This is a genomic window from Actinomyces sp. MRS3W, assembly GCF_032465695.1.
In the GTDB taxonomy this organism is placed as follows: domain Bacteria; phylum Actinomycetota; class Actinomycetes; order Actinomycetales; family Actinomycetaceae; genus Actinomyces.
The window spans coordinates 1-12,590 of sequence record NZ_JAWDJJ010000082.1 but is presented as its reverse complement, the minus strand read 5'-3'; the positions used below and the strand labels follow the sequence as shown (position 1 = coordinate 12,590).

10 protein-coding genes and 1 pseudogene are annotated in these 12,590 nt (G+C 69.4%); 7 read left to right on the top strand and 4 right to left on the bottom strand.

Features of this window, described 5'->3' with window-relative positions; genetic code table 11:
• Positions 1-78, bottom strand: a pseudogene (locus tag RWX45_RS02350) (ROK family protein); the annotation flags it as partial.
• Between the two features lie 200 nt (positions 79-278).
• On the opposite strand from RWX45_RS02350, the gene RWX45_RS02345 reads away from it, so the two are divergent.
• The 7 genes from RWX45_RS02345 (at position 279) to RWX45_RS02315 (ending at position 8,272) form a co-directional block, all read left to right on the top strand.
• On the top strand, positions 279-977 hold the full coding sequence (locus tag RWX45_RS02345) for an ABC transporter ATP-binding protein (RefSeq protein WP_316022181.1): 699 nt from the start codon (positions 279-281) through the stop codon (positions 975-977).
• Complete coding sequence (locus tag RWX45_RS02340) at positions 974-3,193, top strand: hypothetical protein (protein WP_316022180.1); 2,220 nt, start codon at positions 974-976, stop codon at positions 3,191-3,193. The genes RWX45_RS02345 and RWX45_RS02340 overlap by 4 nt, the downstream gene beginning before the upstream one ends.
• A 186-nt stretch (positions 3,194-3,379) precedes the next feature.
• Complete coding sequence (truA, locus tag RWX45_RS02335) at positions 3,380-4,324, top strand: tRNA pseudouridine(38-40) synthase TruA (protein WP_316022179.1); 945 nt, start codon at positions 3,380-3,382, stop codon at positions 4,322-4,324.
• 330 nt (positions 4,325-4,654) lie between these two features.
• Entirely contained in the window at positions 4,655-5,098 is a 444-nt protein-coding gene (rplM, locus tag RWX45_RS02330) for a 50S ribosomal protein L13 (RefSeq protein ID WP_316022178.1), read from the top strand.
• 40 nt (positions 5,099-5,138) lie between these two features.
• On the top strand, positions 5,139-5,630 hold the full coding sequence (gene rpsI / locus RWX45_RS02325; protein ID WP_316022177.1) for a 30S ribosomal protein S9: 492 nt from the start codon (positions 5,139-5,141) through the stop codon (positions 5,628-5,630).
• A 120-nt stretch (positions 5,631-5,750) separates the two neighbouring features.
• The gene (gene glmM / locus RWX45_RS02320) at positions 5,751-7,109 is read left to right on the top strand and encodes a phosphoglucosamine mutase (RefSeq protein ID WP_316022176.1); all 1,359 of its coding nucleotides are present in this window, start codon (positions 5,751-5,753) and stop codon (positions 7,107-7,109) included.
• Between the two features lie 980 nt (positions 7,110-8,089).
• Entirely contained in the window at positions 8,090-8,272 is a 183-nt protein-coding gene (locus RWX45_RS02315) for a hypothetical protein (RefSeq protein WP_316022175.1), read from the top strand.
• Positions 8,273-8,617: 345 nt separating this feature from the next.
• On the opposite strand, the gene RWX45_RS02310 is transcribed toward RWX45_RS02315, so the two are convergent.
• The 3 genes from RWX45_RS02310 to coaA form a co-directional block, all read right to left on the bottom strand.
• Positions 8,618-10,114 carry an NAD(P)(+) transhydrogenase (Re/Si-specific) subunit beta gene (locus tag RWX45_RS02310; RefSeq protein WP_316022174.1) on the bottom strand — a complete coding sequence of 499 codons (1,497 nt, stop codon included), beginning with the start codon at positions 10,112-10,114 and terminating at the stop codon, positions 8,618-8,620.
• 4 nt (positions 10,115-10,118) lie between these two features.
• Positions 10,119-11,681 (bottom strand): Re/Si-specific NAD(P)(+) transhydrogenase subunit alpha, encoded by a 1,563-nt coding sequence (locus tag RWX45_RS02305; protein WP_316022173.1) that lies wholly within the window; start codon positions 11,679-11,681, stop codon positions 10,119-10,121.
• Between the two features lie 219 nt (positions 11,682-11,900).
• Positions 11,901-12,590 (bottom strand): type I pantothenate kinase (gene coaA, locus RWX45_RS02300; protein ID WP_316022172.1); only part of this gene is annotated, 690 nt, incomplete at its 5' end.

Genomic DNA, 12,590 nt, shown 5'->3' with positions numbered 1-12,590 from the left:
GTTGCCGTCCGCGTCGAGCACGGAGGCCTTGATGCCGCCGCCGCCGCAGTCGACGCTGAGCGTGGTCGTAGTAGTCACGGCACGACGCTACCGCCTGGGGGCGCCGGTCGTGCGCGGGAAACGGCACGCCCACCACTGCGAGCGTTAGCCAGCAAGGTAATTCCGGCTCTCGGATGCGCGTGGCAGCGTCATCTGCGCAGGGCGGGAATTATGCTGGGGGCTGGGCTGAGCGAAACCGCTCCTGAGCAATGACGCCACCGAGGGGAACGATTCCGGGAATGGATTCTGCAAACTCTGCTGCTTCTGTCGCGAATGATGTAGCCCTTTCGCTGGAGGGAGTGGACTTCTCCTACGGCGATCAGCGCGTGCTCCGCGATGTGTCACTGACCGTCCCCGCCGGGCGGTCAGTGGCCATTGTGGGTCCTTCCGGCAGCGGCAAGTCCACGCTGCTGTCGATTGTGCTGGGACTGCTGAAGCCGGACGCGGGCAGGATTCGCATGACCGGCAAAGCGGTGGAGGCCGGGCTGTCCGGGGCGACTTCGAGGCTACGCCGCGAGACCGTTGGCATGGTCTTCCAGTCAGGCTACCTGCTCGACGAACTCAGCCCGGTGGAGAACGTCATGCTGCCCGCGCTGGCCGCAGGCGTAGACGCGGGCGAGGCCCGCGGGCGGGCCGAACGCGTGTTGAGCGATCTCGGGCTGGCCGAACTGGAGCGGCCCGTGGGCACCTACTCCGGCGGCGAGCAACAGCGCGTGGCCATCGGGCGTGCACTGGTCAACTCCCCGAAACTGCTGGTGGCGGATGAGCCCACCGCCTCCCTCGACCCGGACAACCGGCAGGCGGTGGTGGACCTGCTGCTGGGGCAGGCGAGCACACGCGGCTGCGGCATTCTCCTGGTCACCCACGATCTGGCCGTGGCCGAACGGGCCGACGCGGTGCTGCGCCTGGCCGACGGGCGCCTGGAGCCGCAGTCGTGAGCGGCGCGCTATTAAGGGGCCTGGCCGGGGTGGCGCGTGCACTGCGGCGCCAGCATGCCCACGCCGGCACACGCGCCGGCGCAATCGTGGTGGCGCTGGGAACGTTCCTTGCGTGCATGGGGGCGCTCGGGGCCATCCTGGCTGTCACCACCGTTGACCTGCGTACCGAGCGTTCGGCTGCGGCTTCCCCGGTCTTGGTGGACTCCGAAGAAGATGCCCAACTGCTGTACTACTACGCCTACAGCAGCAGCAATGACCGCCCAGTGACGATCGGGGTGATCGAGCCGCTCTCCGATGACGCGCCGCTACCGCCGGGTGTGGAGCAGTGGCCGGAGCCCGGGCAGGCGGTGGTCTCCCCACAGCTTGCCGCGGAGCTCACCGGCGACGCCGCTCTGAACTATGGGCAGGTGGTCGGCACCATCGACCCGGCTGCCCTGGAGAGCCCTGCCGAGCGGCGGGTGTACATGCGCCCGGCTCCCGATGCGCTGCAAGCCGAGGCGATGTTCCCGGCTTCGGGCTTCGGGGTGCCGATGGAGTACGAGAGTGAGGCGCTCCATGGTGTCGGCTACCTGTACGGCACCTCTAAGGGCGAGACAGTGCCGCTGGCGCTCATTGCGCTGTCAGTCACCGGGCTTATCACTGTGGCCGCGGGCGCCTGTGTGGGCGCGCAGTCGCTGCGCCGCGACGGGCTCATGTTCATGACCATCGGCCTGCAGCGCCGTCACATGGCGATCGTGGATGCGCTTGAGCATCTGTGGGCAACGCTCATCGGTGCCGCGGCCGCTGGGGTGGTGCTGGCGGTCGCCTGCCTGCTGGACATCAGTATCCCGTTCCTGGACACGCGTTATCTGGCCGCCGATACGCGTTCCGCCTTGGTGAGTTTCATCGTTGCCCTGCTGGCGGCGTGGGCGGTGGTCAACCTGGCGCTCATCCTGGCTCGTGCCGCGGTGCGCCGCCTGGGCGGGCGGCGCCGGGTCAGGACTGGCGAGCCCAATCGGAGCCTGGCTAGTTCTGTGTGCTTGTTTGCCATGGTGGCAGCCGTCAGCGTGCCGCAGCTATGGCCCGACTGGCCTGAGAAGACGATCCTGTGCACGCTGGCCGGCGCCGTGGTGGCTGTGACCGCGTGGGCGCCGATCACCGCCTGCACCCAGATGATCGGTGCCGGGCTCGCGCGAGTGGGCCTGCGCCGTCGCTCCCCGGGCAGCCTGGTGGGCGGCCGCGTGTTGCAGCGGCAGACGGTGCGCAGCAGGCGCCTGGCCACCGGGGTGTGCGCCGCGGTCATTATGGCCGGCTTCGTGCAGCTGTGGGTCGGCTCGCTTGGGGCGGCCTACTACGGCTCGGTGGCCAACCGAGACGCCTTTGGAACCAGCGTGCTGGAGGTGACGGGCGCTGCGGGGATGGATACGCGCGCCTTCGTGGCCGCCCTGCCTGAGAACGCGGGCGTGATTCGCGTGGGCATGACCGACCAGGACGAGGAGCTGCAACAGAATGTGGTGGCGCTCAGCGCCAACTGCGCCACGCTGGCGGCTGCGGAACTCACATGTCCCGCCGGGGAGATCGAGCGCGTCACCCTGACCACGGCGCGCCAACGCTACGTGGCCGGAGCGCAGCTGGCGGATGTCACTGTGGTGGACGTCCCCGCCGCAGTAAACGATGACCAGACTCTCGTCCTCGTCTCCCTGGACGGTCGTGACCTGAACGTCAATCAGTTGCAGACACTGGCCAGTGAACGCATCCCGGGGGCGGTGGTCGCAGTCCGCTCCGACTGGATCGTCTCCGGCGTGGACACCCTGCTCAAGGCCAACTGGGTGATCACACTCGCCGCTGTGGGACTCACGGGCGTATTCGTGGCGTTGGCGGTGGTGGTCGCCACCGACGCCCGCGGGCTCGGTGCGCTACTGGCGCCGCTGGGTTCCCTGTTGGGCCGACCCCGGATCGCCTCGGCCGCCGCGGCCTGGAGCGCGGGCGTGCCCCTGCTGGTTTCGGGTGGATTCGGCGTGCTCGCCTACCAGATCCTCCCCATGGGCATGGGCAAGATCACCGGCAGCACCGATGTCTTTGCCACGTTGTGGGAGCCCAGCGGCGCGTTTACCGTCGGCGCGCTAGCACTGACGGTGTTGGCGGCGCTCGTCGCCGCGGTGCTGGCAGGCAACCTGGCGCGGCGCTATGTGCGTGCCTGGCGGCCCGGTGCCACCGCCGTCGATCTGCGCTCCTAGCCGGTGGCATGGTGCTCCGCCTGGCGATATCCGACCTTGGGGTACGTTTCACGACCACCCCGGGGTCGTGAAACGTACCCCAAGGTCGTCAAACGTCGACGGGGCCGTGCGGGTGGGGCGGCCCGAGCGTGCTGCGCCGCGGGCCGCTGAGCGGAGGAAGCGCTCGGGCTGTGGTGTCATGGGTCTATGAGCCATGCCGCCCCCACGCCCCCCGACGCGGTGCGCGTGCGCCTGGATCTGGCCTATGACGGCGCCGGCTTCCATGGCTGGGCCGCCCAGCCCGGCCTGCGCACCGTCGAGGGCACGCTTACCGACGCCCTGGCCATGGTGCTGCGCACTCCGGTGCGGCTGACCGTGGCCGGGCGTACTGACGCCGGTGTCCACGCCGCCGGGCAGGTCGCTCACGTCGACGTGCCCACCGCCGCCTGGGAGGCACTGCCTGGGCGTTCCGAACGCACCCCGGAGCGGGCGCTGCTGGATCGCCTGGCCGGGGTGCTGGCCCGGGGCGCCCACTCCGCCGTCCCCGCCTCACCGCGCGGCACCAGCGACCTGGTGGTCACCGGCGCCCGCGTGGTCCCGGAGGCCTTCGACGCTCGCTTCTCCGCCCTGACCCGGCGCTACTGCTACCGCATCGCCGACGGCGGCCCCGGCGGCGCCCCGCGCGACCCGGCCCGTCGCGGCCAGGTCCTGTGGCTGGGGGACACCCTCGACGTCGCTGCCATGCAGGCCGCCAGCCGCCCCCTGCTGGGGGAACACGACTTCCTGTCCTACTGCCGCCCCCGCGAGGGCGCCACCACCATCCGCACGCTCAAGGAGCTCACCTGGCGGCGCCTGCCGTCCGGCGTCCCCGGCCCCGATGGCGGGCTGGTCACCCTCACCGTCGTCGCCGACGCCTTCTGCCACTCCATGGTGCGCTCGCTCGTGGGTGCCGCGCTCGCCGTCGGGAGCGCGCGCCGCGACGTCGACTGGCCCGCCCGGCTGCTGGCAGCCCGCACCCGGGACCAGGCCGCGCCGGTGGCCCCCGCCCACGGCCTCACCCTGGAAGAAGTGACCTACCCGCCCGACGCCGAGCTGGCGGCGCAGGCGGCCCGGGCCCGTACCTTGCGGCGGGCACCCGGCTGCTGCGACTGACTGCGCGATGAGTGGGGCGGCGCTTGGTCGGCGTGGCCGGCATGCCTGAGCGCTGTTGCGCCGTCGTCGCCCGTCTGCCGCCTCGACCCCGACGGCCGCGGCGTGTCAGGTTTCACGGCGCCTGGGAGGGCAGCGGCTTTGACCCTCCCGGATGCCGCCGGTAGGGTAGGGAGCCGTCGTGCAGCATGCGAATACGTTCGTGGTGCCATCCCACTCGCCGCGAGCGGCCGGTGCTCCGACCACCTCATCTGACCATGGCGGTCCCGCAGGATGCTAGCGCTCGCGCTGCGTCCGCGTGCCCGCCCGCCAAGAGAAACGAAGGCAACGCCCGTGCGCACGTACACACCGAAGCCCGGCGACGTCGAGAAGAACTGGTACGTCATTGACGCCACCGACGTCGTTCTCGGACGCCTGGCAGCCCAGGCTGCAAACCTGCTCCGTGGGAAGCACAAGCCGCAGTTCGCTCCGAACGAGGACTGCGGCGACCACGTCGTCATCATCAACGCCGACAAGGTGGTTCTCACCCGCGGCAAGGCCGACAAGAAGTTCGCCTACCGCCACTCCGGCTACCCGGGCGGCCTCACCGCCGTCTCCTACCGGGAGCTGCTGGCCACCCACCCCGAGCGTGCAGTCGAGAAGGCTGTCAAGGGCATGGTGCCCCACACCAAGCTGGGCCGCGCCCAGCTCAAGAAGCTCAGGGTGTACGCGGGTCCGGAGCACCCGCACGCCTCCCAGAACCCGCAGACCTACGAGATCACCCAGATCGCCCAGTAAGCGCTCCAGCGCTCGGCACCCGACAAGCAAAGGACACATCGTGGCTGAGACCACCGTCGACATCGACGCGCTGGACGAGGACAACGCACCCGCCAGCTACACCACCGAAACCGCCGCCACCGAGGGCCGTGGCCAGTCCATCACCGCCCCCGGCATGGGCCTGGGCCGCCGCAAGGAGGCCGTCGCCCGCGTGCGCCTCGTCCCCGGCACCGGCCAGTGGACCATCAACGGCCGCACCCTGGAGGACTACTTCCCCAACAAGCTGCACCAGCAGCTCGTGCGCGCCCCCTTCACCATCCTCGAGCTCGAGGGCCGCTTCGACGTCATCGCCCGCATCAACGGCGGCGGCATCTCCGGCCAGGCCGGCGCCCTGCGCCTGGGCATCGCCCGCGCCCTGAACGAGATCGACCGTGAGGCCAACCGCCCGGCCCTCAAGAAGGCCGGCTTCCTCACCCGCGACGCCCGCATCGTTGAGCGCAAGAAGGCCGGTCTGCACAAGGCCCGCCGCGCCCCGCAGTACTCCAAGCGCTGAGTCACCGCGGGCCCGCGCCCACTTTTCACCGGCGGCCACCTCCCACTTGACGGAGGTGGCCGTCGTGTTACAGGTCGGCGTGGAATGATGAGGGTGCTGTCTACCCAACAGGAGGAACCCATGACACGACTCTTCGGCACCGATGGTGTCCGCGGACTCGCCAACGAACTGCTTACCCCTGAACTTGCAGTGGGCCTCGGCCGTGCCGCAGCCAGCGTCCTGGTCGGCGCGGATGACTCCCCTCACCGGCTGGGCCGCCGCCCTCGCGCCGTCGTCGGTCGCGACACCCGCGCCAGCGGTGAGTTCCTCGACCACGCCATCAGCGCCGGTCTGGCCGCCTCCGGCATGGACGTCACCCGCGTCGGTGTCCTGCCCACCCCCGCCATCGCCCACCTGACCGCCAGCCAGGACGTGAGCCTGGGCGTGGTCATCTCCGCGTCCCACAACCCCTTCCCGGACAACGGCATCAAGTTCTTCGCCCGCGGCGGCTACAAGCTTGAGGACGCCGTCGAAGACCGCATCGAGGCAGCCCTCAACGCCGACCTGGCGCGCCCCACCGGCGCCGCCGTCGGCCGCGTCATCAAGGGCGAGACGGTCGCCGACCAGACCTACATCAACCACCTGGTCGACTCCGTCGCCACGGACCTGTCCGGCCTGCGCATTGTGGTGGACGCCTCCAACGGTGCCGCCAGCAGCGTCGGCCCCGCCGCCCTGCGCAGCGCCGGCGCCGAGGTCATTGCCATCAACGCCTCCCCGGACGGGCTCAACATCAACGCCGACTGCGGCTCCACTCACCCCGAGCAGCTGCAGGCTTATGTGCGCAGCGTCGGCGCCGACATGGGTGTGGCCTACGACGGCGACGCCGACCGCTGCATGGCCGTGGACGCCGAGGGCAAGCTCGTCGACGGCGACCAGATCATGGGTCTGCTGGCGGTCGGTATGAAGGCCGACGGCACCCTCGGCTCCGACACACTCGTGGTCACCGTGATGAGCAACCTCGGCCTCATCCTGGCGATGCGCGAGCACGGCATCCGCACTGTCCAGACCGGCGTGGGGGACCGCTACGTCCTGGAGAAAATGCTGCAGGGCGGCTACACGCTCGGCGGCGAGCAGTCCGGGCACGTCATCGACACCATCCACGCCACCACCGGCGATGGCGTGCTCACCTCCCTGCGCGTGGCCGCGCGCATGAAGCGCACCGGCAAGTCGCTGGCCGAGCTGGCCAGCATCGTGCAGCGCCTGCCGCAGACCCTCATTAACGTCTCCGGCGTGGACAAGTCCGCCGCCGGCACCAACCAGGCGGTGCAGGACGCCGTCGCCGCCGCGGAGAAGCACCTGGGGGAGACCGGCCGCGTGCTGCTGCGCCCGTCGGGCACCGAGTCGCTGGTGCGGGTTATGGTTGAGGCCGCCGACCAGGATGAGGCCGACCGGGTGGCCGCCGAGCTGGCCGCCGTCGTCAAGGACAACCTCGCCCTGTAACTCCGTCTGTGCGGGCCGTGTAGACGCGCCTGTATCCAACGTGTGTGCCCCGCCCGGGAGGATCGGACGGGGCACACACGTGTCTGAGGCGGTGAAGCCTTAGATGATTGATTCCAAGGGCGCGGCCCGGTGCGGGTCGCCTGGCTCGTGCCGCCCCTTCACCGAGACCGGCACTAATGACGTATCGAGACCGGCACTTGTAACGTGCCGAAACCGGCACAAGTGACGTGCCGAAACCGGCACTAATGACGTACCGAAACCGGTACTTGTAACGTGCCGAGACCGGCACAAGTGACGTGCCGGGTGCTGTTGTGGTATCGCTCGTGTTGTCACGGCCCGCGTTGTTGGGTCAAGGTGGGCGTAGCGTCCTTGTCAGGAGGCGTCGGCCGGTCCTGAGAGCTCCGGGACCACCGGCGAGGTAACCGGCGGCCGGGCGACGGACGGTGCAGGTCGGGGTCTTTCTCCAGGGGCGTCGTCGGCGACTCTAGTTGGACCGCCATTGCGCGGTTGGACCACTTAAGCGCGGTTGGACCGCCCCAGACATGTTCTCAGGCAGTCCAACCGGGGGCAGACGGTCCAACCGGGGGCAGACGGTCCAACCGTGGGGGTTTGCTTGTGATGCATGCCGGCGGTCGCCGTCGGTCCGGAGCGTTGCTACGCCGTCTGGCCCGCATCCTCTGGGGTGAGGCCGCATCCGGTCAGCCGGTCAGGATGGCCGCCGCATGACCAGGTCTACGCCCTCCCGAAACCTGAGCGGCTCGCCAAGACTTAGCTGGCCCTTAGCAACTTCGCCCGGTTTCGGCACGTCATTAGTGCCGGTCTCGGTGCGTTACAAGTGCCGGTTTCGGTGGTGGCGTGCGGACTGGGGCGGGAGGACCGTGCCATATTAGAGACGTCGTATGCGCAGGTATTCGACTGGATGGAGCAGCACTCCAGGAGCTGGCAGAGATGAGTGATACCAAGACGACGCGGCGCGCGCCGTGGGACTCTTCCTCGGCACGCCCCAGGGGCGAGACCTTTTCAAACGCAACCACTATGTCAGCGACACCAGGATTCTGGCGGTTCCCGACTCCGAGCCGTTCGACTCCGTGATCGCCGATCACCTCGAACATGGTGCCGATACCGTGGTTGCCGTGTTCTTCTCGGGGCGCCATGGGCAATGATCGCTTCGCGTTTTTCAGGTGGGAGATGCCCTCAGCGCAGACCCCCGATGGTTGGCAGACAGCTGAACGGCTGAGGCTGGGAGCCGGCTCCGATGGGCATACGTCTTCCATTGGTGCTGTCGCGGACATGCTGAAAGTCCAGCATTTCACGCTATCCGGCGCCGGTTCTTCCCCTGCTCCGGGGTGTCAGCGCTGCTTCAACGCGTGTCGGCGACGGCCTTCGCGGCCTGACGCGTGTGCCCCGCCTGGAGAGCCAGGCGGGGCACACTGTTTGCGCTGGCCGATTGAGCGGGACCAGCTCGCATAGGTGCGAGCGCCCCGGGGAATCATGCGGCCCTGGCAGGGTTACTCCATGGCGCGGATGACGGCCTCCACGGTCTCCTTGGCGTCGCCGAAGAGCATGGAGGTGTTGTCCTTGAAGAAGAGCGGGTTCTGCACGCCCGCGTAGCCGGAGGCCATGGAGCGCTTGAACACCACGACCCGCTCGGCGTCCCACACGCGCAGCACCGGCATGCCGGCAATGGGGGAGCCGGGCTCCTCCGCCGCCGGGTTGACCGTGTCGTTGGCGCCGATGACCAGGACGATGTCGACGTCGGAGAAGTCGTCGTTGACCTCGTCCATCTCCAGCACCAGGTCGTAGGGCACCTTGGCCTCGGCCAGCAGCACATTCATGTGTCCGGGCAGACGGCCCGCCACGGGGTGAATGCCGAAGGTGACATCCACGCCCTCGCCGCGCAGCATCTCCGTCAGGGTGGCCACGGGGTACTGCGCCTGCGCCACCGCCATGCCGTAGCCGGGGGTGATGACCACGCGGCGGGCATCCTGGAGGGCGCGGGCCACGGTATTGACGTCGGTCTGCTGGATGGTGCCCTCCTCGGCCTCGGCGGGGGCAACGACGGCGCCCTCGGTGCCGTAGCCGCCCAGGAGCACCGACACGAAGGAACGGTTCATCGCCTGGCACATGAGGTAGGACAGGTAGGCGCCCGAGGAGCCCACCAAGGCTCCGGTGATGATGAGCAGATCGTTGTTGACCATGAAACCGGTGAAGGCCGAGGCCCACCCGGAGTAGGAGTTCATGATCGCGACGACGACGGGCATGTCGCCACCGCCGATCGCGACCACCAGGTGCACGCCCAGGACCAGGGCGATGACCGTCATGACCGCCAGGCACACCCAGGCCGCCGTCGAGCCGGCCGGCAGGAGGATGAAAGCCACCATGAGGGCCAAGCTGATGAGCAGCGCGGCGAGGTTGAGCTGGTTGCGGCCGGGCAGGGTGATGGGGCGGCCGGGTACACGCCCGGCCAGCTTGAGCGCCGCCAGCACCGAGCCGGTGAAGGTGACCGCACCCACGAACACGCCGAGGAACACTTCACCCAGGTGGAAGGCTCCCAGCGACTCGGCGAGCGCATCGGGGGAGGCGTAGGAGCTGTAGCCCACGAGCACGGCGGCCAGGCCCACCAGGCCGTTAAGAATGGCGATGAGCTGGGGCATGCCGGTCATGGCGACCCGGGAGGCCGCCACCATACCGATGACGGCTCCGATGCCGATGGCGAGGGCAATGAGAATGGCGGTGGTGACGACGCCCTGGCCGGGGTTGGAGGTGAGCGCCAGGCCGATGGCGGCCGCCACCGCCACCGCCATGCCGACGGCCCCGGCGACGTTACCGGCGACCGCCGTCTCGTGGCGGGATAACCCGGCGGCGGCCAGAATGAACAGCACCGCCGCCGCAATGTAGGCCAGGGCCACCGGCGAGGGCAGGGTCAGCCCGACGGTGCTGTCCGCGGTAGCGGGCAGGACGGCGGGCAAAGCGGGGGACAGCGGGAGAACGGCTGCACACGACATGTTCTCAGTCCTTCCTGAACATGGCGAGCATGCGGTGGGTGACCGCGAAACCGCCGAAGACGTTGATCGATGCCAGCGTGATCGCCACGAAAGCGACCGCGCTGATCAGCGGGTTGGCGTTGCCGACCTGCGAGATCGCCCCGAGCAGGATGATGCCGGAGATCGCGTTGGTCACCGACATGAGCGGCGTATGCAGTGCCGGCGTCACATTGGAGATGACGTGGAATCCCAGGATGATCGCCAGGGCCAGCACAATGTAGTGGCTGGTGGCCGCGGCGGGCGTGATCAGGATGAGTACGGCGGCGGCCAGTGCCGCAATCGCCAGCCCCACGCTCATGCGTCGACGCGAACGCGCCAGGGCGCTGGCCTCAGCCTCGGCGTCGGGCTGCTCCTTGGCAGCGGTGCGCTCCGGGGCCGCGGCGGGCGCCGGCGCCTTGGGAGCGGCGGAGACGGCGACGGGCGGCGGCGGCCACAGCAGCTCTCCCGCCTGACACACGGTGATCGCCCGCACCACCTGGTCCTCCAGGTCCAGGGTGAGGTTGCCGTCCTTGCCGGGGGTGAGCAGAGTCAGCAGGTTGACCAGGTTCTGCCCGTACAGCTGGGAAGCCTGGGAAGGCAAACGCTCGGCAAGGTCGGTGTAGCCGACAATGATGACGCCGCCGTCGGTGGTCACGACCTGCCCCGGAACCGTCAGCTCGGTGTTGCCGCCGTTCGCGGCCGCCATGTCCACAATGACCGAACCGGGCCGCATGGCGTCGATGGCGGCGCGATCCAGCAACAGCGGGGCGCGGCGGCCGGGGATGTTCGCCGTCGTCACCACAATGTCCGACTGGGCGGCCTGGCTGGCGTACAGGGCGTTGGCCAGGGCCGCCTGGTCGCCGGTCATCTCCTTGGCGTAGCCGTCGGTGGAGACCTCCTGAGCGGTGGGCACGGGCACGAACTCGGCACCCACCGACTTCACCTGATCGGCGACCTCCGGGCGCACATCGGTGCCCTTAACGATCGCGCCCAGCGAGTAGGCGGTGCCGATGGCCGCCAGGCCGGCCACGCCCGCACCGATGACGTAGACGGACGCGGGCGGGAACTTGCCGGCGGCGGTCACCTGGCCGTTGAGCAGGCGACCGAAGTGCGCCGCCGCTTCAATGACTGCCCGGTAACCGGCCAGGTTCGCCTGCGAGGAGAGCACATCCATGCTCTGCGCCCGGGAGATGCGTGGCACCGTGTCGATTGCCAGTGCGGTCAATGATCGGTCTTGAAGGCGCTGGAGCACGTCGGGGTGACGGCCCGGGTCGAGGCGACTAATGAGGGTGGCGCCGGGGTGCATGAGGTCGAGCTCGGCATCCCCCGGGGCGTTAGTGGTGAGCACGACGTTGCTGCCCCAGGCCTCGGCTCGGTCCGTGAGCTGGGCGCCGGCCTGCTCGTAGCCGGAGTCGGGGAAGCGTGCAGCCTCGCCGGCGCCGCGCTCGACCACCACCTCATAACCGAGGCGAACGAGCCGCTCGACCGTCTGCGGGGTGGCTGCGGCCAGGGCGCGGTCCGGTGGCTGACAAGGGATTCCAAGGCGCATAGAAGCTCCTTCCAGCGGGCGTGTCCGGGGCACGGCGCAAGACCGAGCGCGGGGGAAAACGCGGGCACGCATGGGTGACTCGCGTAACAGTAGAACGCCGCGGCTCGGCTGTCACAGTGCGTCTCACCCCTGGGAACGCGGCGTGGCCCGGGCGTGGAGCCCGCATATCCCGTCCTGGCCCGCTCGCCCCGGGCCGCTTCCCGGGGTGAGCCCGGCCGCTCAGGCCTTGCGCAGGAGCACCCGGTTCATATGGTGCTCGGAGTCCTTGTGCAACACGAGCGTGGCCCGGCCCCGCGTCGGGGCGATGTTCTCCCGCAGGTTCGCCAGGTTGACGCTCTCCCACACCTCGTTTGCTGCCGCCAGCGCAATGTCGTCCGGGATGGCGGCGTAGCGCCGAAAGTAGGAGTCGGGGTCGTTGAAGGCAGTGCGCTTGAGGGTGAGGAAGCGGTCCAGATACCAGCGGCGGATGTCTTCCGGGTCGGCGTCCACATAGATCGAGAAGTCGATGAAGTCACTGACCGCCAGCGCCGAGCGCGGCGTGCTCGGGCCGCTGCCGGTGGTGTGCCGGCCCCGCGGGGCCGGCTGCAACACATTGAGCCCCTCCAGCACGAGCACATCCGGACGCTCAATGACGATCTTCTTATCCGGCACGATGTCGTAGACCGTGTGCGAGTACACCGGGGCCTCCACCCGGGGCGCCCCGGATTTGACGGCCGTGACGAAGTCCAACAGGGCGCGACGGTCGTAGGACTCCGGGAAGCCCTTGCGGGCGGTGAGCCCGCGCTCCTCCAGCACCGCATTGGGCATGAGGAAACCATCGGTGGTGACCAGGTCCACCCGAGGCGTGTCCGGGAAACGCGCCAGCAGGTGGGCCAGCAGGCGCGCCGTCGTCGACTTGCCGACCGCCAC